Annotated in this window: 23 protein-coding genes; 11 read left to right on the top strand and 12 right to left on the bottom strand. The window is 40.4% G+C overall.

Annotation, left to right across the window (positions count from 1 at the left end):
- Positions 1-520, top strand: a 520-nt coding sequence (locus SALPA_RS18225) for an ATP-binding protein (RefSeq protein WP_145102085.1), incomplete at its 5' end; no start/stop codon positions are given.
- Positions 521-611: 91 nt separating this feature from the next.
- Here SALPA_RS18225 and SALPA_RS18220 read toward each other — a convergent pair.
- Both SALPA_RS18220 and SALPA_RS18215 read right to left on the bottom strand, forming a co-directional pair.
- Complete coding sequence (locus tag SALPA_RS18220) at positions 612-1,727, bottom strand: Coenzyme F420 hydrogenase/dehydrogenase, beta subunit C-terminal domain (protein WP_145097212.1); 1,116 nt, start codon at positions 1,725-1,727, stop codon at positions 612-614.
- A gap of 19 nt (positions 1,728-1,746) precedes the next feature.
- Entirely contained in the window at positions 1,747-3,057 is a 1,311-nt protein-coding gene (locus SALPA_RS18215) for an MATE family efflux transporter (protein ID WP_145097210.1), read from the bottom strand.
- Between the two features lie 174 nt (positions 3,058-3,231).
- Between SALPA_RS18215 and SALPA_RS18210 the strand changes: the two genes are divergently transcribed.
- The 4 genes from SALPA_RS18210 (at position 3,232) to SALPA_RS18195 (ending at position 7,437) form a co-directional block, all read left to right on the top strand.
- Complete coding sequence (locus SALPA_RS18210; RefSeq protein ID WP_145097207.1) at positions 3,232-4,086, top strand: MurR/RpiR family transcriptional regulator; 855 nt, start codon at positions 3,232-3,234, stop codon at positions 4,084-4,086.
- Between the two features lie 207 nt (positions 4,087-4,293).
- Positions 4,294-5,613 carry an amino acid permease gene (locus tag SALPA_RS18205; protein ID WP_145102083.1) on the top strand — a complete coding sequence of 440 codons (1,320 nt, stop codon included), beginning with the start codon at positions 4,294-4,296 and terminating at the stop codon, positions 5,611-5,613.
- A 351-nt stretch (positions 5,614-5,964) separates the two neighbouring features.
- Entirely contained in the window at positions 5,965-6,177 is a 213-nt protein-coding gene (locus SALPA_RS18200) for a hypothetical protein (protein WP_145097204.1), read from the top strand.
- Between the two features lie 354 nt (positions 6,178-6,531).
- Positions 6,532-7,437 (top strand): GTP pyrophosphokinase family protein, encoded by a 906-nt coding sequence (locus SALPA_RS18195; RefSeq protein ID WP_145097201.1) that lies wholly within the window; start codon positions 6,532-6,534, stop codon positions 7,435-7,437.
- 181 nt (positions 7,438-7,618) lie between these two features.
- Here SALPA_RS18195 and SALPA_RS18190 read toward each other — a convergent pair whose 3' ends face one another.
- The gene (locus SALPA_RS18190; protein ID WP_145097198.1) at positions 7,619-8,512 is read right to left on the bottom strand and encodes an alpha/beta hydrolase; all 894 of its coding nucleotides are present in this window, start codon (positions 8,510-8,512) and stop codon (positions 7,619-7,621) included.
- A gap of 298 nt (positions 8,513-8,810) precedes the next feature.
- Between SALPA_RS18190 and SALPA_RS18185 the strand changes: the two genes are divergently transcribed.
- The 3 genes from SALPA_RS18185 (at position 8,811) to SALPA_RS18175 (ending at position 11,520) form a co-directional block, all read left to right on the top strand.
- A complete protein-coding gene (locus tag SALPA_RS18185) occupies positions 8,811-9,254 on the top strand; it encodes a MerR family transcriptional regulator (RefSeq protein WP_145097195.1) in 444 nt (147 codons plus the stop codon).
- A 216-nt stretch (positions 9,255-9,470) separates the two neighbouring features.
- Positions 9,471-10,031: a flavodoxin family protein gene (locus SALPA_RS18180; RefSeq protein ID WP_145097192.1), complete on the top strand. Its 561-nt coding sequence runs from the start codon at positions 9,471-9,473 to the stop codon at positions 10,029-10,031.
- A 250-nt stretch (positions 10,032-10,281) separates the two neighbouring features.
- Complete coding sequence (locus SALPA_RS18175) at positions 10,282-11,520, top strand: GDSL-type esterase/lipase family protein (protein WP_255451255.1); 1,239 nt, start codon at positions 10,282-10,284, stop codon at positions 11,518-11,520.
- 192 nt (positions 11,521-11,712) lie between these two features.
- Here SALPA_RS18175 and SALPA_RS18170 read toward each other — a convergent pair whose 3' ends face one another.
- The 3 genes from SALPA_RS18170 to SALPA_RS18160 all read right to left on the bottom strand — a co-directional run bounded on the left by SALPA_RS18170 (position 11,713) and on the right by SALPA_RS18160 (position 14,107).
- A complete protein-coding gene (locus tag SALPA_RS18170) occupies positions 11,713-12,981 on the bottom strand; it encodes a cell wall metabolism sensor histidine kinase WalK (protein WP_145097190.1) in 1,269 nt (422 codons plus the stop codon).
- Position 12,982: 1 nt separating this feature from the next.
- Positions 12,983-13,657, bottom strand: coding sequence for a response regulator transcription factor (locus SALPA_RS18165; RefSeq protein WP_145097187.1), 675 nt, complete (start codon positions 13,655-13,657; stop codon positions 12,983-12,985).
- A 201-nt stretch (positions 13,658-13,858) separates the two neighbouring features.
- A complete protein-coding gene (locus SALPA_RS18160; RefSeq protein WP_145097184.1) occupies positions 13,859-14,107 on the bottom strand; it encodes a DUF255 domain-containing protein in 249 nt (82 codons plus the stop codon).
- 87 nt (positions 14,108-14,194) lie between these two features.
- Between SALPA_RS18160 and SALPA_RS18155 the strand changes: the two genes are divergently transcribed.
- The 3 genes from SALPA_RS18155 (at position 14,195) to SALPA_RS18140 (ending at position 17,164) form a co-directional block, all read left to right on the top strand.
- Complete coding sequence (locus tag SALPA_RS18155) at positions 14,195-15,133, top strand: PocR ligand-binding domain-containing protein (protein WP_186451124.1); 939 nt, start codon at positions 14,195-14,197, stop codon at positions 15,131-15,133.
- Between the two features lie 355 nt (positions 15,134-15,488).
- Positions 15,489-16,595, top strand: coding sequence for a hypothetical protein (locus SALPA_RS18150; RefSeq protein ID WP_222428043.1), 1,107 nt, complete (start codon positions 15,489-15,491; stop codon positions 16,593-16,595).
- 272 nt (positions 16,596-16,867) lie between these two features.
- A complete protein-coding gene (locus tag SALPA_RS18140) occupies positions 16,868-17,164 on the top strand; it encodes a DUF4405 domain-containing protein (RefSeq protein WP_145097174.1) in 297 nt (98 codons plus the stop codon).
- Between the two features lie 199 nt (positions 17,165-17,363).
- Here the strand turns inward: SALPA_RS18140 and SALPA_RS18135 are convergent, their stop codons facing one another.
- The 6 genes from SALPA_RS18135 to SALPA_RS18115 all read right to left on the bottom strand — a co-directional run bounded on the left by SALPA_RS18135 (position 17,364) and on the right by SALPA_RS18115 (position 23,213).
- Complete coding sequence (locus SALPA_RS18135; RefSeq protein ID WP_145097171.1) at positions 17,364-17,756, bottom strand: hypothetical protein; 393 nt, start codon at positions 17,754-17,756, stop codon at positions 17,364-17,366.
- Between the two features lie 575 nt (positions 17,757-18,331).
- The gene (locus tag SALPA_RS18130) at positions 18,332-18,718 is read right to left on the bottom strand and encodes a spore coat protein (RefSeq protein ID WP_186451123.1); all 387 of its coding nucleotides are present in this window, start codon (positions 18,716-18,718) and stop codon (positions 18,332-18,334) included.
- 13 nt (positions 18,719-18,731) lie between these two features.
- Complete coding sequence (locus SALPA_RS29130) at positions 18,732-18,974, bottom strand: hypothetical protein (RefSeq protein WP_222428042.1); 243 nt, start codon at positions 18,972-18,974, stop codon at positions 18,732-18,734.
- 41 nt (positions 18,975-19,015) lie between these two features.
- A complete protein-coding gene (locus SALPA_RS18125) occupies positions 19,016-20,899 on the bottom strand; it encodes an ABC transporter ATP-binding protein (RefSeq protein ID WP_145097165.1) in 1,884 nt (627 codons plus the stop codon).
- A 5-nt stretch (positions 20,900-20,904) separates the two neighbouring features.
- Positions 20,905-22,638 (bottom strand): ABC transporter ATP-binding protein, encoded by a 1,734-nt coding sequence (locus tag SALPA_RS18120; RefSeq protein ID WP_145097162.1) that lies wholly within the window; start codon positions 22,636-22,638, stop codon positions 20,905-20,907.
- 146 nt (positions 22,639-22,784) lie between these two features.
- Positions 22,785-23,213 carry a GNAT family N-acetyltransferase gene (locus SALPA_RS18115; protein ID WP_145097159.1) on the bottom strand — a complete coding sequence of 143 codons (429 nt, stop codon included), beginning with the start codon at positions 23,211-23,213 and terminating at the stop codon, positions 22,785-22,787.
- Positions 23,214-23,222: the final 9 nt, after the last annotated feature.

Below are 23,222 nucleotides of genomic sequence, written 5' to 3'. Positions count from 1 at the left end.
GATTGTCAATATATCCAGCAAAAAGAAGGCATTGTCTTTTGTGGCAACCCCTGGTACTGGGAAAACGCATCTGGCAACTGCCCTCGGTCTAAAAGCCTGTGAAAAAGGACTGCGCGTGCGGTTTTACACTGCTGCGGGGCTAGTGAATGATTTGTTAGAAGCTCAGCAAAATCACACACTTTCTAAGTTGGAACAACAACTCACCAAACTCAATCTATTGATTTTGGATGAACTGTCGTATCTAACCTTCGCGCGTTCCAGCGCCGAGCTGCTATTTCAGATTCTATCCAGTCGTAATGAGCGTGGCAGTGTGATCATCACTACGAACCTGGAGTTTTCACGCTGGACGGAGATCTTCGGTGATCCTATGCTTACTGCTGCTATCGTGGACCGAATGACGCATCGTTCTCATATTGTCGATACCAACGGTCCCTCATACCGCCTCCGCCAGAGGATTGCGGCAACCGGACAGTTTGGAGGTGAGACTCCAGACAACAACAGCGGAGACCAAGAGGTTTAATATTTTTTATCGGGGTGGCTCACTTCTTGAGCATCAAAAGTGGCTCACTTTCTGAATGTCAAATGGCTCACTTTTCTATTGCTTTTCACAGTCATGAACCGTTATTCCTTTTCCCCAAAACATATTCAAAGCCAAAATGTCTGTAATCTTCCCAAAAGTCACTTCGCGTTTCAGGAAATTGTAATGGTTCTCGAAGGCGTTGTTGTTCATTAAAAGATTCTTCCTTCGGCCGTTCTTCCGCGACTAAATCTTGCCGGCATTGGTCAAAAAGAGCTGCGCCTTTGGGCGAATTCACCAAGATTACCGAAACCCCAAGCGGATCAAACCATTCAGGGCTGTATTTCTCAATTCCCCAATAATCTGCGATGGTCAAATCAGAAGCACGGTGAATATCGGTAAAGCGGCACTGCGAACAGGAAGGACGTGTGATAGAGCCAACTTTAAAATACAACTGGTAAAAACGATCATCCTCTTGTATTTCAGAACTTTTATCTATAGTAAAGAGAAATCCTTTGTTGCTGTTTGCACGGCTCCACCCGTCTTTCTTCGAACGAAATTGTACGCTAACAAGCTTACCACCGTTTTCCCTTTCAAGTAACCGCTTATACTCTTCCCATATTAGTGGGCTTGGAATACTGTGGCAAATCAAATCACAAGTGTACAGCCTGTCTGTAAGCGGTGAATTGCCCATAAAACCGCGCAGCCCTGCGGCCTGGCAGGGAGTTCCGGTGAAAAGAACCATACGGCCCTCTTTCAAGTCGGCTTTACTCTGAGCATAGGTATTTCCCATGTCGCTCTGCACATATTTAGAAATCCGCATTCGGTCCCGCTGTTCGGACGTTTCCGCCCGCTGATGAAGAACATGAAAGTCCGCGTCATAATCTGCTCCATAAATAACGCCGTTCTGTCTAAGAATAGCGTCAGAAATAGCAGTAAACGCGCCGCCTGATGTCGATTGCCTCAAAACCTCTGGCGATTTGTGGCGGGCCACATAAAAGCGGGGCGTATTGCTTTCTTTATAGTTGCCGGCATATGTCACTGGACAAATTTCAGTACACCTACCGCAATCAACGCAACGTGATTGATCAATTTCCGGATATAAAAAACCTTCCTCATCCGCCTTCATGGTGATAGCCTGGTTGACGCAGACACTGTAACAAGCACTGCATCCGCAGCAATCCTCTTTTTTTAGGTAAAGTGATTTCATGATTACATGCTCCCTTCACTTAATAGTACTGACGATACTGATGTGCCTCATACACAATCATGCAAATCCAGCCCACAGCAACGCCAACGGCAACCGCAGACAGTCCAAAAAGCTCGACAAGCAGATAGGCAAGGATGACTCGTACGGGAATCTGAACAATGGTTGCAAACAGTGTAATGTCCATCCTGCCAAGCCCCCGAAAAAAACCCTGAAACGAATTACAAAAAGCGGGCAGGATATAAAAAATAGCCATAATTTTTAAGTATTTGACGCCAACTTCTATGGCGCTGACTTCTCCTGAATCGAGAAAAAATGTCATAAGTGCCTGGGCGGAGAAAAAGACAGAAACGGCCAGCAATCCACAAAAGCTTACTCCTATCACAACTGAACTTTTCATACTATGCCGAATCCGGTCAACCTTTTTGGCTCCCCGATTTTGAGAGATAAAGGTTGTTAGCGCAAGTGCCAGACTATCAGTCGGAGCAAGTATAAAGCTATCAATTCTCGTGACCGCATTATAAGCGGCAATTGCGTCCACACCAAGCGGGTTTACAGCCCCCTGCAAAATAAAGATACCAACATAGAGAAATGTTTGCTGGATTGCCGAGACCGAACTGTAACTCGCCGTTTTAGCCAGCAGCGGAAAATTTATTTTTAAATCCCTGACATGAAATCTAAGAATAGGCACCTTCCAATAAATATACCCCATACATAGCACCGTTGACACGGCCTGGGCTATTACAGTAGCATAAGCAACCCCACATACACCCCACCCAAACTGTTTTACCAACACAACACCAATACCGATATTGAGAACAGAAGAAAAAATCAAGAAAAATAGCGGGGTCATAGAATCTCCGATGGAACGAAGTGAAGAAGATAATATATTATAAAGGAAAGTAAAAACGAGGCCAGCAATAATAATTTCTAAATAGGCTTCTGCCTGTGGCATGATTTCAACCGGCGTTTGGATCAGAAGGAGCAGCGGGTTTATCAGAAAAATCATAGCAACTGAAAGTACAATGGTAAATATTAGTCCACTTAGAAGTGATGTAACTTCTTCCTGCCTCACTTTTTCGTGCTTTCCAGCACCAAAAAATTCAGACATTAAAATTGACGAACCCATTGTGATTCCAACCATCAAAAACATTAATATATTCATAATCGGGGCCGCTGTGCCCACAGCAGCAAGTGCCGCTTTTCCCACAAAATTCCCTACGATCACCGCAGCGGCAACGCTGTAAAGTTGCTGTAGTACATTACCAAGCAGGAGTGGTATAGCAAATGACACCATACACCTGGTTACATTGCCTTCAGTCAGATTATACATAAAATACCTTCTTGAACTATTGATTATAAATAATCATCTTTCACTATTAAAAGATTATTTATAATCAAATACTATCCTATCAAAGAATCCTTGTCAATATACTCTAAGTACATTATTGACATAAGATTTAAATTACACATACAATAAAGGTAAACCAGCGAAAAGGGTGATCGTATGGCGGAAACGATAGAACAGCGCGCCTGTAAGACAGAACTTTCCAATAATGATAAGACGGTTTTGGACTTTATGCTCAAAAACAAAAAACAAGCCTGCTTTCTCACATCCAATGAAATCGCGGAAAGGCTCGGTGTAAGCGCTTCTTCCGTAATCCGTCTTTCCAAAAAACTTGGTTATGAAAATTTCACTATATTTAAAAAGACCTTCCAGCGTGAGCAAGCTGAACGGGACTTTGATTGTACCCCTGGGGAAATCCCCTATGAAAAAATCAAGCAGTATGAAAATCTTACGGATTCTGACCTGATAGCAGCATTAAGGCAAAATGTTCTAGGGAATATCAAAAAAGATATCTTGAACGATTCAAATTCTACATTTATAGAAGCCGCAGAACTGATCTCCAAGGCAAAACGAGTTTTCATTGTCGGTTTCCGTGCTTGCTCGGGCTTTGCCGCTTCGTTTGGCGTCATGCTCTCCTGCATCCGGCCAGAAGTCGTAGTCATTGGCAACCATCAGCCACTAGTGGACTGTCTGATTGATTTGGCCGCTGAGGATATATTGATTGCGATCTCCTTTAATCGGTATTCCAGCGACACTATTTTTGCAGCCGAAATGGCCAACGATGCGGGATGCAAAGTTATTGCCATGACAGACAGCTACGCAGCACCGATAGCACAAGGCGCGGAAATAGTCATCATCAACAGTATAGAGAACATGAGCTTTTTCAATTCGTATGTGTGTTTCATAATGAATATGGAAACCATTGTCGCGCTTGTCAGCAAACGGAATAGGGACCTGAACGAGAGCCGTCTTATGAAAATGGAAGATTATCTGGAAAGAACCGGCCAATATTAACGAATATCTATATAGCCCCTGTGGCTGACAGCGGCTTTATCAACTGTCATTATTTCTTGTATAATCATGGAAATCTCATTGCCAGAAATAAGTATTGTGATATAATCATTCCAAAAGCATTTTTGTACAATACTGGAGGAATGATAGTTGGAAGAGCAGGATACTAAAAGACAATTAAATCGGGGGCTTAAAAACCGGCATCTGCAAATGATTGCCCTTGGGGGAATTATCGGCAGCGGCTATTTTTTAGGCAATGGGTATGTGGTTGGCAAAGCCGGCCCGGCATCAGTACTAGCCTACCTGTTAGGCGGTTTGATTGTTTATGCTGTTATGGTATGTTTGGGTGAATTGGCGGTGGCCCGGCCAATTGCCGGTTCGTTTATCAGTTACACCCGTGACTATATATCACCGGCCTGGGCGTGTGGTGTGGGCTGGTGTTACTGGCTAACCTGGGTAACGTATGTACCATCCGAAATGATTGCTGCCGGTATTATCATGAACGGCTTTTTCCCTGCAGTGAGTGCAATGTGGTGGGCGGTGCTATTTGGCTTAGCGATCACATCTATAAATTTATCCCGGGTTAATCTGTTTGGTGAAATGGAGTTCTGGCTGGCGTTGTTTAAGATTGTTGCTCTTCTAATTTTTTGCGGTTTAGCCATCATGATTTTCTTTGGCGCTATTGGTGGTGGGAATTATCTGGGAACTAGCATTCTGTTATCTAACGACGGTTTTGCGCCTAAAGGTTATTGGGCTGTGCTGCTGACGATGGTAATTGTTCTAGTTAATTTCCAGGGATCGGAAATAATCGGTCTGGCAGCAGCGGAAAGTAAAGAACCGGCCAAGACCATTCCATCTGCCATCAGACAGATCACTATGCGGATTATCTCGCTCTATATTATTCCCATGCTGTTATTGGTCACTATTTTCCCCTGGGATAAAGCCAGCTTGGAAACAAGTGTGTTTGCAGCAGCATTGAGCGCTTATGGTTTGGAATGGGCAGGCGCTATTTTCTCGTTTGTTGTTTTGACAGCGGCTATTTCCTGCTCAAATTCTGGTTTATATGGCTGCTCGCGCGCGATGTATGCACTGGCACAGGAGAAGATGGCTCCCGAATTTCTGGGACGTCTCAACAATCATGGCGTGCCGCAAAATGCTGCGGCATTGTCCATTGTGGTATGTTGGCTTGGGGTAGTGTTATATACCATTGATCAAGATCAAAGTATTTATACCTATCTGCTGGCTTTATCCGGCTTTACCGGAGCAATTTCCTGGATATCTATTTGCTGGAGTCAATACAATTTTCGGAAGCAGCTTAGCCCGGCTGAAGTAAAGAAACTAAAATATAAAGCACCGCTTTTCCCGTATATTACTCAGTTTGGCATTTGGACCCAGATTGCTTGCCTGATCTTTGTCGCTTTTACCGAAGAACTCAGAACTTCATTATATCTTGGTGTGCCGCTACTGATTTTGCCAATTATTATTTACCGCTGGACAACGATACATAAGGAAGCGGTTACTGAATCATAGTGTGATAACCAATAAGCGTACCGGCAGTTTTATGCCTGGTACGCTTATTTTAACTAATTGCAGGCAATGTGAAACTTTACACTATTTCCCGGTTTAGACCCTGCTGCAATCCCTCTTAGAAAAAGGAACAACATAACTATACCAATCGACATTGAAGATTGAGTACAAGAATAATATAAAAAGATATATGGCCATCCTGGTATTGGTCCTTAAAGGCAAAATGTCTGCCACTCCTGCTGATCCACTATGTAACTATGCAGTAAAAGCTGCTGTTGCTCGTAATGTAATGTACTTAGGCTACTGAGCATGTCGCGGCTAAACTAACCGCGCGATATATCCGGAGGTGATCTTATGACAGACGTTACATGCTCAGATTTAGAGTGTCGTCTATGCAAAGCTGGTCGGTGCATTGCCGATGCCATTGGTGTCACCTCTGATAGATTCTGTGTAACTGGCAGACGTAAGCCACGTGACGAGACACCGGAGCTTATGCAACAGTTTAAATCAGGCTGTAAGGCTACTCAACGTGGATATAAGGCAGACCATGTTAATGTGATTAAGTAATTATCGGAGAATAACAAACTGATAAATGTATATTGCACTCATAACGAAATAGTTGAAATCAAGAAACTAATTAGTAACCCGCGCAATCCAAATACGCATCCGCAGAAGCAAATTACTGGCAAAGAAATCCAAAACCAGGGCTGGTGTGCTCCAACTACAGTGAGCAACCGCTCTGGCTTTGTTGTATGTGGCCGATGAACTAGGCAATTTTTCTAAAATAATTATAAAAGTTGAGTAATATTATAAAATAAGCAACATACTGTTTTTACCCCCTAGACTTTTCAGCTCCAGTGATTGCATAAAATTACGTTTAAATAAAGTTATTCTATTTCATTATTCTTAGGAGGCATTTAAATGGAAAAAACACTTGATTTGTATAGAAAAAACCATTCTATGTACAATGATTTTACCCATGAAATGCAAGATTTAGTAACTAATTTTTTAATGGAAAAAAATATTCGTATTCATTCTATCGTATCACGTATTAAAGGAGAAACTAGCCTAAAAAATAAAATAATTAAGAAAAATTATACTAAACTGGAAGGAATAACCGACTTATGCGGCATTCGCATTATTACATATTTTTCGGATGATGTTGATTTGGTTGCAAATATCATTCAAGAATCCTTAGCAATTGATCCGATAAACTCGGTAGATAAGAGAAAGCTGCTGCCAGTAAATCAATTTGGTTACTTATCCGTACATTTTATAGCTAGTTTGACAACAAGCCAGCTACAGTTGTCTAAATATAAAAACTTTGCAAATTGTAAAGTTGAAATTCAAATTTGCTCTATTTTACAGCATGCTTGGGCAGAAATTGAACATGATTTAGAATATAAGTCGCAAGCCACTATTTCCTATAACGTTAGGCGTAAGTTCTCACGTTTGGCTGGCTTATTGGAAATAGCCGATTCAGAATTTGTAGTACTTCGTGATCATTTACAACCTTCTCCTGTAGCAGCAAAAAAAGCGCTCTTTGTACCAAAATTATTTTCTTCGAAAACATCCACACCGCAAACACTTTCCGAAAAACTGAGGCTGAAAATTCCTTTTATCGAAGCTTTAGGTTCTACTATAAAAAAACATATCGATTTTACAACACTAAAAATTGGCTCTACATATAATACCGCCATGGGCATGATTCTAGCATTGCTAATAACCCATATGGCGAACTTGCCACATCTTTTTTCCGCTATCACAGCTTACATCCATATAGAAAAGCACGTATTATTTTCATTAATCAGCCTCTATTCTGTATAATTTTACAAACCAAAAGGTACATCAGAACGAAAAGTGTTTCTTTAATGAACATGGCACCACTGCCATGTTCAAAAGTGCATTACAAAAAATGCCGTTACCTTGACCCATGTCAGTCGGTAACGGCATTAGCTTTGCAATAATTCAATAGCACTCAAAATAATTGCATCTTTACAAAAGTACATCACCCAACATGCTTTTGTACAAATTTGCCGATATTATTGATTGCCTGCTGCGCCTCAGGTACAATTGCAGCAAAGACGTGAAATACATGCCACATGTTATCCCATACTTCCAAGGTAACGTCCACGCCAGCTTCTTGAGCCCGCGCTGCCAAGCGGGTAGAATCATCCAGTAATACCTCATGGTCGCCGACCTGAATTAAAAGACTGGATAATCCACCCAGGTTTTGGTTTATTGGTGATAAGATTGGTGATTTTATAGCAGAAGTTTCAATATAGTAGTCTGCGGATAGTTTGCATCCGCTTAGACTACATAAGGGATCTAATGCCGCACGACTTGCATAGGACTCACCGTCGAAGTTTATTAGATCCGCCCACGGCGATAACATAAATGCGGCGGCAGGTAGCTGATAACCGGCATCGCGTAATGATAGTAAGGTCATAAGCGTAAGACCACCACCTGCAGAATCTCCGCCAATCACAATATTTTTAGGCGAGATACCACTTTCAATAAGCCAACGGTAAGCACTAATTGCATCATCATTGGCGCTGGGATATTTATGTTCCGGTGCCAGCCGATACTCCACCACCAAGACACGAACGGCGCTCGCTGCAGAAATACTGGCTGCTAAAGCGCGATAAGTATCACAAGAACCGGAATAAAAACCACCGCCATGAAAATAGAGAATTACCTGTTCATTTCCGGCAGGGACATTCGCTGCCATAACCCACTCTGCCAGTAAATTATTTACCATTACCTTATCAACAGTAGTACCACTGGGGAGTTCCGCCTTACTAGCCACTGCCGTCCATTCCCGGCGTATCTGTTCAACTGTATTTTTCTCAAGATCAAATTTTTCCTTCATAACGATGAGATAGTCTCTTATAAATGACATGGTAAATCACTTCTCTTTTTTATAGATTTTCCAAGATATCTTTCTTTATCCGTAAAGTAAACTCCTGCCATAGCGAACATATATGCTCTATATTCTAAATTATCCCCCTAGAGGATTCGAAACACCTGCACATAGTTTAGAAAAATGCTGCTCCTTAGGGACTTTAAGTAAGCCATGATGTGCTTTATAGGCTCTATTTTATCGTGAATAGTTGTGGTATTATAATTAGAGTAGTTATACAGATAATAAATATAATTTATGAATAGGCAAATTTAACTATTATGGATGTGATTTTAGCATGTCTACAGAAACCAATAATAAGTTACTCAAGATTGGAGATATTGCCAATCTTGCGAAAGTCACTCCACGTACAATCCGGTATTATGAAGAACTGGGTTTGTTGACGCCTTCTGAAATAAGTTCTGGCGGTTTCCGCCTGTATACTGAAAACGATTTGCTACGGTTAATGTTTATTAAACGATTTAAAGATTTGGACTTCTCTCTAGAGGAAATCCGCAAGCTGCTGAAAGGAATCGATTTGACACAAAGCAAGGAAGAAAAAATAAAAATAATCTATCACTTGCTGGAGGAAGAATTTCGCCAAATTAGTTATCGAGTGGCGGAATTGGAAAAATCACAATTACGTATAAAAAAAGCTATGTACTCACTCGAAATATGCAAAAATTGTTCTCTGGCAATTTGCCCTTCGGAATGTGTGCATAAAAAATCGTTGCTTGAGTGAACTGGTTTCAGCATAGCTGAAACATTGGGGTTCAGGTGGAGAGTCTACTCCACCTGAATTAACGCCGCCTGTAGAGGCGGGAGTCTTGACTCGCGTACTAAGATAACCTGCCTGAAAATTTCAGGTGTTTTTTTTATTTTATATATTGACGTTAACGTTAAGGTGATGTAGCATAATGTATAGATTGGAAAAAATATAAAATAAGGAGTGATTGTGATGAAAATCATCGGCTTAGTAGGTAGTCCCCGAAAAAACGGCAATACAGATGTGTTGCTGCAAAAGGCTTTGGAAGGAGCAAAGGCTCAAGGCAGCAATACGGCTATTTATTATTTAAACGAAAGGAATATACGCGGCTGTCAGGCATGCGGGGGCTGTAAAAAAGTTGGAAAGTGTGTTGTCGAGGATGACCTGACTGAAATTTTCACAGCCATTGACGAAGCAGATGGCATTATTATAGGCTCTCCAATTTACTTTGGCCGCTTTACTGCCCAAACCGCTCTCTTTATGGATCGGTTATTCGGGTATCTGAAACCTGATTTTAGCAGCAGCCTCGGTAACGGCAAAAAATATGCCCTGATATTCACCCAAACTCAGCCAGATAGCACTACATATACAAATACCGTCGAGGCTACAGCTCAAGTATTGGAACGTGTTGGTTTTATAAGTGGTCCTAAGCCATTAGTGGGAAGCGGTTTGCCTAATGCCGGCATGGTGCGTGAAAATAAACAACTTTTGCAAAGCGCCTATGATATCGGCCAAGAATTGGCACGCCGGTAATCACATATCCTGTACTGACTCTTTTACTATTTGCTGTCAGTGAGATGCAATGAAATAGCGTGATCCCTCGACATTCGCGAAGGATCACGCTATTTTTTGACTTTGGCACCGACTTTAACGCGCTAGTATAGCATCTTACTTTCTTATAAAGCTGCTTCATTTTTCCTGCCCCTTGTAAGACAGGAAAATGAATCGCTTCATAGAATATATATTTAAACCTATCTGCATATATACATGGAGGCGAACTATTTTGCAACTAAAGAAAATAACTGTTATTATGACGATTTTTTCCTTTCTGACGATTTTGGCCCATGCACAGGCGGGAAAAATCGAATGTTTATGGCCCAATGCTGAGGATGCTGTGATGTATGAGTTAGAAATTGCTACAGTCGCAGTGAATGAAGATGTCCGGGCAATGCCAAAACAAGTAGTGTACACAACAACCAGCATTTTTACGGCGGGTGTTCAATTACCGCTTTCCTTATTTGAGGGCCAAGATCTCAAAAAGCTCTATTTTCGGGCCCGGCCGTTAGATTTAGATAAAAATCCGGTAGGCCCTTTTTCCAAGCCAAAAGCTCTCAGTGCGATGCACCTGAATCCGTCCAAACCAACACCTACATCCCTTTATACTGACGGCCCGCTACCCTTATACCCTGTATATTCCTGGATTCCGGTAGAAGGCGCTGCCAAATATGAAATTGAAATCACTGACCAATGGCCTGAATCGCCAAATGGAACAGAACCTTCAAAGCACAGAATACGTTCCTATTCTATCCAGCAACAAGGATTTGATTATTATGACCCCGAGCCGCTAATAGATGAGGGAATTTACTATTGGCGGGTTCTTGCCTATGATAAAGACAATCGACCAATCGGACTGTATTCAGATCCTGTTTTATTGCAAGTCAAAACTGGCAGTTATGAATGGGCGACCTTCGGCGACAGTATTACCCATGGTGGAGGGGCAATATCCAATCCCCCTTCGGATGCTCGTTTTGATTACTCAACCTATTTGCCATACAAAGCAAAAAATCTAGGTAAAAGTGGCGATACGGCGGAAACATTGGCAGAACGCTTTGACCAAGAAGTACTGCCGTTTAAACCCAAATACTTACTTATTATGGGAGGCAGTAACAGCATTAGGGAAGGAACGAGTGCCAATGATGTAATAGAATCATTATCCGCTATTAGTAAGAAATGCCAAGATAATAATATCAAGCCCATTTTTTTGACCCTTCCGCCAATAAACCCTGAACGAATTCAACGCGTTTTTAACGAAACAACAGTTTCTAATTGGCAGACTGAATTGGCTGAGGTAAATGCTTTTATTAAAAGGCAGCCTTCTTATGTCGATGTATACTCGCCGCTGGTTGATGAGCAAGGATTATTGCCGGTAAAATATGCGCAAGACGGCTTACATTTAGATATATCCGGGAAAAGGATTATTGGACATAAAGTGTCTGATTACATTAAGGAGCATTCTTTGTAATTTTTAATCAGCCATCTCATAGAGGCAAAAAACGCTATTGCCAACAATAGCGTTTTTTGCTGTTTATCAGGAGAGATATATAAGCGTCAAAAATCATCGACCGTGGAACTCCTGAACGGTTGCTAAGCTCAAGATTTAAAAATGTTTTAATCGCCTATTTCCTTTTTTTGAAGAAGACTTATCTTCTATGGATTATGTCTGATGTCTTCTTTGTATTGGAATAGAAACTGTAAATTTTGTTCCTTTTCCCAATGCACTCTTCACATTGATTTTCCCGGCATGCTTTTCGACAATCCACTTAGCTATAGATAGACCTAAACCGGTTCCGCCAGAATTCTTTGATCGAGATTTATCTTCCCGAAAAAAGCGGTCAAATATGCACGAAATGCTCTCAGGAGCTATACCAATTCCCGTATCACGCACGCTTACTATGGCGTTCCTATTAGCTATATAACAATCAATGGTGACCTGCCCGCCTGCAGGCGTGAATTTAAAGGCATTATCAAGCAAAATTACGATTAATTGATGCACTCTATCCCTATCGGCTACTACTTCTACATTGGATTCAACAGTAGCTACTAAACTGATATGATTTATCTCTTTAAACACTTCAAAATGGCTGATGACCTCATTAACAACATCACTTAAGTTAATCAAACTTAGGCTTATGTCAGACTTACCGGCATCTGATCTCGCCAGTGTAAGTAAACTTGCTATTAGCTTGATCATTCGCTTTGCTTCTTGCATTATCGTATTGATTCTATGACACTCTTCCCGGATAGTCTCATCTGGATGCCGCAGCATCAGCTCGGCATTGCTATATATTCCCGTTAAAGGAGAGCGCAATTCATGTGATACGTCCGAAACAAATTGTTGCTGTTTTTCCCATGCTTCCTGAATAGGAACCATAGCCCGCTTAGCAAGAAGAAACCCTGCTACGATTATACCCAATACACTTATAACTCCACCACCGATAATAAGCCATAAAAAATTATTGAGCAATTGCACTTCCGAATCCACAATACTTACTACAAAGACAGATTCAATTCGGAAATTTGCAGCACTGTCGTAAAGATCTTCTTGATATGAATATGGCCACCTCATTATTCTATAGACATGGCCTTCATAATCTTTTGTATTCAACTCACCAGCTTCAATGTTGGAAGTAATTTCATCAATATTTTTTAATTCGTTCTCATGAAAAGGAATCGGATTTACTATACGTCCATCTGTGCTACGGGCTAATACAAAAATTCGCGGGTCAAAAATTGGATGTTCTAATGGAACAACGATCCCATTTGCTAATCTAAATCCACTTGCGTGCAAACGCATGACTTCATCTACTCTATCGAATAGCCGGTAAGAAAGATATCCGTATAGTATCAAAGTAAATAAAAAATATATAATGAAGAAAACAAATGAATTTATAACTGTCAATCGAGCCAGCGTACGTTGAAACATACTAACTCTCCTTCAGCATAAAACCAACACCACGAACGGTTTGAATCAAAGTATCTAAGCCATAAACAATTAGTTTTTTCCGTAAATAATGTATATATATATCAACAATGGTCATTGAAATATCAGAATCTAAGCCCCAAATTCGATCAAAAATCTGATCCCGCGTAACTATCTGTTCTTTATTCAATGTTAAAAATTCTAAAATTTCATATTCTTTGTTAGTCAGCCCAAGAGGCTCCTCGTTAACGAAACCATCCTTTACTTTGCTATTCAACGATAAGTTACCGTAATTTATCTGATCCTCTATAATTAAATTGCCCTTACGGCGTATAAGAGCTTTTATTCGGGCTAGCAATTCCCGCATAGCAAAAGGTTTCACCAGATAATCATCTGCGCCGGACTCTAAACCAATTACACGATCATCGACACTATCCTTTGCTGTCAGAAGCAGTATAGAAATAGTACAACCATTTTTCCGCAAGGTTTTAACAATCTTCAAGCCGCTAATCCCTGGCAACATAATGTCCATCACAATTAAGTCATGTATTCCTTGCTCGGCTAAATACAGCCCCTCATCGCCAGTCGACGCTTGATCCACTATGTAGTCTTCTCCGGATAAAATTGATACCGTTGCTTCTCTCAGAATATTATCATCTTCAACCACAAGTATTCGCATCGTTAACCCCTTTAGTTATTATTCTACACCTAGTATACTCCCACACCTTGAAAGACATGTTTTTATTACTCGAATAATTTATCGGTATCTATATTTCCAATAAGCAATGACCACAAAAATAAAGTTCCTGACAAATAGCATCCGGCAGGAACTTTATCTATTTTATACCATTATCAATGGTATAATTTGCCAAGTCTGAGCTTAAAGAAAAATGTTACTGTAATGGATATGGCACCAGTGGCACATACTATAGCCGCAGCTAAAAAATATTGGTTTATCTGCTTCTCTCGCCTTGGCGAAAGCTTCTTCGCCCCAGGAATACCAGTCTATCGGATTATGGACAGGCTGCAATAAGTACGGACTCTTCGCATTCGCCAGGTGGTTAACGTGCTTGCTACCGATTTCATCCAATGTATAGAGCAATTTTTCGTTAAAGAGAAAAACCGTCATAAATATGGAGGAGTTTATGTAAATGTATGGAATTAAATAAAATATCTGTAATATAATTAGAATCCCAACTAGCAAGAGGTGTGTGCCTTGAAATTTAATCAAGCAACTTTAAATAAAGACTTTGTTGGCATTTTGCCATTATTGGATAGCTTTAGTATTCTTCATCGGATTTGGCTTAAATTTGTTAGTTGTAATGGGGATTATATTGTTACCCCCCAAAAAAGACCTCAAAACGAATATTGCCGCTTCATCCGTTCTTGCCCAGAAGGTCTTAAACGATGTCGAGCTTCCGTGACAAGATGCATGTATTTTGAGCCGGATAAACACTATCTTTTTCCTTGCCATGCTGGATTATTTATACTCGCAATTCCCCTTCATAGCGACTCAAATTGTGTGGGAGCTCTTGCAACAGGAGAGATAAGAATTAGCGACTTTTTTAATCAGAGTAACCTAGAAGAAAAAGTCAAGGATTTACATTTGGATACTAAAAAATTACTCAAGCTTTATGAAAAAATTCCAGTAATAAAACGTGATAAGATCATGCTATTAGGTGAATCCATACATAATATTAGTAATTGTTTAATCAAATTAGGAATTAAAAGTGAAACTGCTAAAATGATAGGTCCGAACATTATAGAGGATATAAATGAAAGGAACCCTTTAATCCCCAATAATATTTCATTAGAATATTCTCATCAAATTGTTCAACAAGCAAGTATATATATATATAGAAATTTCAAAAAACCGCTTTCTCTTGAAGAAGTAGCTAAACATGTTCATTTAAGTCCAACATATTTTTCTTATCTATTTAGTCAAGTACGCAACCAATCATTTTCCAACTTTTTAATGGAGACTCGATTAGAAAAAGCAAAAGAACTCTTGGAAACTCATCCCAATATTTCAATATCTGAAATATCCAGGATAATAGGATATAATGACTCAAATTATTTTTCACGAGTTTTCAAGAAAAAGATAGGTATTTCTCCCAGCTCTTACCGCCACGTCACTAGCTATAGAACTGTTTAATAATGGTATAATATCAAAAAAACAATGAGTATGTTTAATTACCCCGCCTTGATAATTAGGCGGTTTTTTAGTTTAATTCTAGAATTGTGGCTTCTATTGGCCCACCAATAGAAGTAAGCTTGTGTGCAATTTACCCCAGAATACATTTTTTGAATTACAATAGCATTTCTCTGCGATTTCGTAAATTAATCCAGAAAGATAAAAAGATAATGTAGAGATCTTGCTGGTTAAACTAAGTAAAATTGTACTTAAAGTTGAAAGTAACAGTTTACAAAACACAAGACGTCAATCTATTTGGGCGTGAGAATGACCTTAAGCATCTCTCTTTTCATTAATTATCAAGGAGTGATGAAGTTTGCAAATCCAATCCGAAGTAGGTTATCAAAATGACTATTTTTCGCAAGTGGTAAGAAATCTTTCACCAGCTTGGTTTGCTTCTGTTATGGGAACAGGAATTTTTGCCCTTGCTAGTAAAAACTACGCATGTTATTGGGCTGGACTTAACAATGCAGCAGTGTTTTTATGGGGCATAAATATAGTTCTTTTTCTTGGTCTGATAGTTCCGTGGCTACTTCGTTGGTTTTTTTATCAAGACTATGCGTTAAGAGATCTCAATCACCCAATTACAGGACAATTCTATGCTACAATGCCTATCGGATGTTTAGTGCTAGCAGCAGACTTTATGACATTCGGACCTAGTTATATTGGAACAGATCTATCACTAACTACCGCTAAAGGTTTGTGGATTACCGGCGCTGTATTGTCGTTAACGACAGCTGTCATCATTCCAACACTAAATTATTTCAATAAGGTAACGATTGAAGATATTAACCCAGCTTGGTTTATGCCTCCGGTAAGTTTAATAGTAGTTCCCATTGCCGGAGCTCCTCTCATTCCTTATTGGCCCCAAACCCTTCAAAAAGTTATGCTTCTTATAAATTTTGTATCTTGGGGATTGGGTTTTTTTCTTTTCATGTATATTGCGGTAATCTGTTTCTATCGACTCTTTGTTGCTCCCATACTGCCTGGTTCCTTAATTCCTACCATCTGGATTTATCTAGGGCCAATCGGCGCAGGAACGGTTTCCCTTTTGAATTTGGGACATGCGAGCTTGCAATTTATGAACAATACCTGGATACCTGTTATTAACATTTTTGGATTGATTTACTGGGGTTTCGGTTTTTGGTGGCTAATTGCTGCCAGTGTTATTACTATTACCTACATCCTTAGAAATAACTTACCCTACGCAATATCATGGTGGGCGTATACCTTTCCCCTCGGTGCTTACACAGTTGCTACTTATTTAATTTCTATTAACTTGGAGTGCGAAGAAATTAGAATTTTTGGGGTTCTTTGTTACTGCTTATTGGCATTTTGTTGGCTTACCGTATTTTTTAAAACATTTTCCCGAGTTTGTATTAGCACATTGTTATGTATTAAACAAAGATTTTTTTCTGTTTAAAATTAGACAAAGGGAAACACAGGGACAATATTTTAAGGTGCAAACAAATAAACGCTTCTTCATCCCCTGACAACCAATCAATCGGATTATGCGCATGCTGCAATAAATAAGGACTCTTTCATAAATAGGGTATATTCAAATTCAACTCATTTTTAATCTTATTCTAATCTTCGTTTAATGATCATTTAATCGTTCTAAGTTATCCTATATTTATAGTAAGGCAAGAGAAAACATCATGAATAATGATGTACATTATACAGGGGGAATAATCAATGAGAAGATTTACATCAATTATACTTGCATTAGCTTTTATTCTTGTATCAATAACAGGTCTGCAAATGACCGGCGGTGGCGGACATGGTCCGGGAAACGCCGAAAAATATCAGACGGTACAAAGTCAACAAGCTGGAAGTAATACTGCTGGTAACAATTCTGCAGAACCACGTCAAAAATCTTTTTACCCTAAAGTAGCACATGAGTGGGGAGGATATGTATTTATTATTGCCGGTTTAGTACATCTTGGGCTCAATTTGAAACCAATGAAGTCATACCTGATGATCAAATCGTAATTATTTGTGATATAGAAAGCAAGAAGTACCTTGGATGGAGAAAAAGTCTACCATATCAATCCTGATATGGTAGACTTTTCTCAGTCCCCATTGCCCTTTTGCAGCCCCTTTATTCCAAAAAAGAATCATTCTCAAATAAAGGCTTAAAATATATCTATATCCCAGCTTTTTAGTATGTTATATAATTTCTAAGTCCGTACTATTGTACTATATGTAAAGGACTAGGATATCCATCTATGCTATCATTAGAAGTACATAAAAATTGCTTCGCTTTATGGAGCCAATTAAGCGCAGCCTCTTTAGCCTCCTTATAGCTATTATGCCATTCGCTGACCTTGATTTCATGCCGATCAGCGTCTGGTCGAACAGCATATCCATTCACACGGTAAACCCCGCTTCCACAAGAAATAATATCAATATAAATAGCGTCTACCACCCCACTATATACAGAGTTTTCATAGGGCTCATAATAAACCGCACATTCAAAGTCAGCCTGATTGTCTATAGCGACCTGTTCAATCCATATACCATGGTTACAGTACGCCACATTACGGGTCGGATATTCGATAGTCTGTTTTTCCTTAATAGTCATTTCACACCCCCATTGTGAATTTTTTCTCGTTTTATGTCAGACTTTCTTTATAAATTCAAACACAAGAGGTCGTCTTAAAAGCATACAGCTTTTAGACGACTTCTTGCCTATAAAACAACTTCTCTGGTATTAAGTGGCATGATACACTCCAAGCATGAAGTGTCGGCCCTTGGCCGGGTAGACAACAATTTATATTCACCTAATACTTATTAAATCCTAAGTTTATTACTAATTTATTTCTCATCAAAGCACAAATCTCCTGCTAAATTAACACATATTTAGCAAGAGTTTCTCTTTTTACTGACATCATTCAATTATTTGGCTATAATATTCATCTTAACCGCCTTTCATATCCTACCACGGAATTACTTGAACTTTGAAATAATTGGAATTGATACAGGGGACCGGGATAAGTTTGACCGCGAATAGTAAAACCGCTCATTCCTGAATGAGCGGTTTTAACTATTGCCGTTTGTCGATGTCATTCACTTAAAGCAAATTCCTTTGGCTGGACCTGGCAAATATATGATATTCCGTGCCTGTTACTGCCTGCTCTGAAAGTTGGCTTCTGTATTCTAATTTGTCAAGCTATCCCATCGTTGTCCATGAGACACACGTCGGCCAGATCCGCGTAATCCCGAAGAACCTGTGTATTTACTTTCCGAAGTTAGGTCAAATTTTTTATATGCCTCTACGGGATTTCTATTCAGGAGACGCTCCTCTGCTTGTTCTGGATTATACAAACCATGTTGTTGCATAGCTATGAAAAGAGTATGAACATTATTATGAGTATCAGCCTGTAAACGCTCAATAGCGTCGCTTACCATAGGCGTGGTAGCTTCCAGCACACACTGGTCATATAAGCTTGATAAGTGTTTTTCAGTCATCATCAAATCCAGCAACATATCGTAGTCTGAAAGTCGATTCTTAGTTGCTGTTGAAAACTGCTTTTGGCGACTCATTATTATTTCCCCCTCACTGTTGATGTTGCCATTCGGGCTTGCCAAGCTCTTGTTTAATAATATTGGCATGATGACGTTTATCTTTGGTGATACGAAACAGCATGTTCTTCAGTTCATGGTCTGCACATTGATCAGCATAAACACTACATTTAGCAATACAAAGATTTTCCATCTGTAGCGCGCCTTCTAAGTAAGCCCGTTCTTTTGGGTTGAGATTATTTTGCCGCAACTCAAAGCACCTCCATTTGTTGAACATATTGTAATTTGAGCTAAATTAGGTAAAAATATACCACCCAGTTATTCCCTCATTATATCAAAATCTTCTTTATTCCTTAGTTGATTAGAAAACACTGCAGCATATATACCCTCTGCTGCCAGTAAGTCACAGTGACTGCCCTGCTCAACAATCTGACCATTTTCTACTACCAAAATCCGGTCTGCATCCTGGATAGTGTTGAGCCGATGAGCGATAATAAACGTAGTACGCCCATTCATAATTTTACGTAAGGCATCCTGAATAAAAAATTCTGTTCGAGTATCTATGCTGCTGGTAGCTTCATCTAAAATAAGTATCGATGGCTCTGCCAAAATTGCCCGGGAAATAGCGATAAGCTGCCGTTGGCCCTGACTTAGATTACCGCCGTTTTCTAAAAGCTTGGTATCATATTGTTCTGGCATACGTTTAATAAATACATCGGCGTTGGCTAGTTTAGCCGCACGTTCCACATCGGCGTCTGACGCTGTTGGTCTACCGTAGCGAATATTTTCCTTAATAGTACCGGAAAACAAATAAGTATCTTGTAACACAATACCAAAACATTTGCGAAGACTGTCTCGCGTATACTCGCGGATATCCCTGCCATCAAGCAGAATCCTTCCATCGGTAACGTCGTAAAAACGTGCAAGCAAATTAACAATGGTGGTTTTACCCGCCCCGGTAGAACCCACAAGTGCGGTGCTGCTGCCTGCTGTAGCTACAAAATTTACATTTTGCAGTATCAGCACATCTGGCCTATAACCGAAACTGACATTTTGGAAAACCACTTGGCCTTTAGGCGCTATAAGTTCAATGGCCTCAGGCAAATCAGGCGGTTCCTCAGCCTGGTCTAAAACTTCGAATACCCGTTCAGCACCGGCAACCCCAGATTGTACTGTGTTGAAAATATTGGCAAGCTCATTGACGGGTCGGACAAATTGCCGTGAATAACTGATAAAACTGGCAATGGTACCAACAGTGACTACATCATTTACCGCCAACATACCGCCAACAATGGCAATAGCTCCAAATCCGATATTAGTAATTACATTCATTATCGGCATGAGAAAACCGGACCAGATTTGTGCACTTGTTCCTACTTCACAAAGTCTACGATTTATAGTCTTAAAATCATTAATGGCCTTATGCTCATGGTTAAAAGCTTTGATCACCGGGATACCTGAAATCGTCTCTTCTATATGGGCATTTAAATTTCCCAGCTCGACCTGCGTTTCTTTAAATAATACACTGGTTTTTCGAGAAATAATGCGAGTCAAAAAAATAACTAAAGGCAGCGTAATCAGAGCAGCCAGTGTAAGCAACGGACTTAATACCAGCATCATCACAAATGATCCCGTAATGGCGATGGACGACGCCATAAGGTGTGAGATGGAATAAGACAATGTACCACTGACATTATCCGTATCATTTGATAATCGGCTCATTAACTCACCGTGGGGATGAATATCAAAGTAAGCAAGTGGCAACTTTTGCAGCTTGGCAAAAAGTGTTGTTCTTAGCTGCATTACTACTCGCTGTGAGATGCCAGCCATCAACCACCCCTGCCCCCAACTCAGTAGACCGTCAGCCAGGTATGTTACACCCAGAATTAAAAGCAATACTTCCAGCATTCCACCTCTAGCTGCAGGTTCTGGAGCAACCATGCTGTCAATCGCTATCCCGATTAGATAGGGGCCTGTCAGCACCAACACCGAATCGGCCAAAATTAAAGAAAAAATGATGGCAAGCATTCTTTGCTCTTGCTGAAAATACTGCCATAGCCGCTGCAATGTTTGAGTAAATTTCTTAGGTTTTACACCACGCCGGGAACGTTGAAAAGCTCTGCCGACAGTCCCACGCCATGTCTGGTTAGCAGCTGTACTGCGACGCTCGTTATCTCGGTTTTGTTCATTACCTTCAGCCATGACAGTTATCTCCTTCCCCGCTGGGACTGGACAATCTCGCGGTAAACACTGCTGGTTTGCAATAACTCAGTATGGGTTCCGCACGCAGAAATAGTACCATCTTCCATAACGGCAATTTTATCGGCATCCAGGACAGTACTAATTCTCTGAGCAACTAGTAGGCAGGTAAGCTGACTCGAATACTCCTTTAATGCCTGTTTTATTTTTTCTTCAGTAACTACATCAACCGCACTCGTACAATCATCCAGAATAAGTATGGCAGGCTTCCTGATTAGGGCTCTGGCTATGGCTAGTCGCTGCTTTTGTCCGCCAGACAAATTGACACCGCCCTGCCCCAATTTGGTGTTGTATCCTTCGGGAAAAGAAATAATGAAATCATGTGCCGCTGCCAGTTTTGCGGCTGCTTCTACCTCCTGAACAGTAGCGTTTTCTTTGCCCCAGCGGATATTATCCATGATGGTTCCGGTAAATAGAACTGCTTGCTGGGGTACAAGAGCAATTTTATCTCGCAGCTGCCCGGGATTAATCTCGGTAATATCATGTCCGTCCACTTTTACAAGGCCTGTAGTTGCTTCGTAGAAGCGCGGAATTAAGTTGACCAGGCTAGTTTTGCCGGCACCGGTTGAGCCGATAATACCAACCGTTTGTCCGGGCAGGCAGGTCAGGTTGATATCTCTTAGTACAGTTGAACTGACTGTACCAGCATAGCTGAAGCTGACATTTTCAAAATCGATGCGGCCTTTGTCAACTAGTTGGAATGTAGAATAGTTAGTTATCCACTTGGCATCATTATGCTGCTTAAATACCTCACCAATCCGTATCGCCGAGGCTTTTGCCCTGACAAAGTTATTAAATATCAGGAACACAATCATTAACGAAACCAATATTTGTGCCATATAGTTAATAAACGCAATAATATGACCAACTTGTATTTGGCCAGTGCTAACCCCTAATCCACCTAGCCATAGCATCATAACAATACCCAGATTAACAGTGAGCGCTATACTAGGACTAAAAACAGACATCAGCCGGATAGCATCAACCGATTTTTCCTGCAGCTCCTGATTGACGGCCGCGAACTTTTCCTGCTCATATTCAAATTGCTTAAAAGCCTTGACCACCCTAATCCCGGACAAATACTCCCGCATAACGGCGTTGACCTGATCCAGTGCATTTTGGACTTGAGCAAACCGGGGAAAACCCACCTTAATAGTAATGACTATTAATAACACGATAATAGGAACAACGAATAGCAGTATTACTGCTAAATGAGGATTAAGATTTATAGCCATAATTAGGCTGCCTATGCATAAAAGTGGCGCTTTCAGCGATATTCGCATTAGACCGTTCACCAATATCTGCACCTGATTAACATCATTTGTAAGCCGGGTTACCAGCGAAGTCCTGTTGAGGTTATCAATGTTGGTAAATGACAACATTTGAATTTTCTCATATAAATCGCCTCGCAATTCTGACCCGAAATTCTGTGATACCTTACTGGCAATTACATTGCGGATGGAAGCAGCAACCGCGCCCAAAGCGGTTATTAAAACCATAAGGGCTCCTTGACTCAGAATGTAATCAGGCCGCCTGTCTGCCACACCAATGTCAATTATTTTAGACATGATGGTGGGCTGCAGAAGATCACAGGTAGCTTCGATTGTTACAAACGCAGCAGCAACCAAAAATTGCTTCCAATACTTAGTTCTATATTTATGCAAAAATGCCCAGGTAATCATCCTATACGCCTCCACCTTGCTATGCATGTAACACACCGTTGATAATGCCTAATTATACCATAGCCTATGTAAAAGAATAAGAAAGAACCATAATCCATCAGTAAAGGGAATTATGGCTCTTTCTTCGTTGTTGGGACGATGCTGGCTTACTCAATATCTTGCGAAAAAATATTGATGTCATTTCTTTTATGAAATCCAATATGCTGCCAAAAATCCATACCTTGTTGATTATTGGCAAACACAAATAAATGACATTTACTTATTCCCTCTTCTGTAAGCTTATTCAAACAATTGGCAACTAATCTTCTTGCAATTCCGTTTTTCCTATAACTAGGACTCACAGCTAAATGGTGAAGATAGCCCCTTCTTCCATCATGTCCGCAAAGTATGGCCCCGACAACCTGTCGCTCATTTTCAGCCACAAAACATAGCCCAGCATTTCGTTTTAGGAACCTGCTTATATTTCGTTGCGTATCCGCATCACCAAGCGCTAATCCTTCAATGCTTGACCAAAGCGCCATAACCTTTGCATAATCCTCAATACTCATTTCACGTATTATACTACTAGCATCCAAGTACTATCC

It is taken from the genome of Sporomusa sp. KB1, assembly GCF_007830295.1.
GTDB lineage: Bacteria > Bacillota > Negativicutes > Sporomusales > Sporomusaceae > Sporomusa.
Note: the sequence above shows the minus strand (reverse complement) of the source record. Positions and strands in the feature narration are given on the sequence as shown.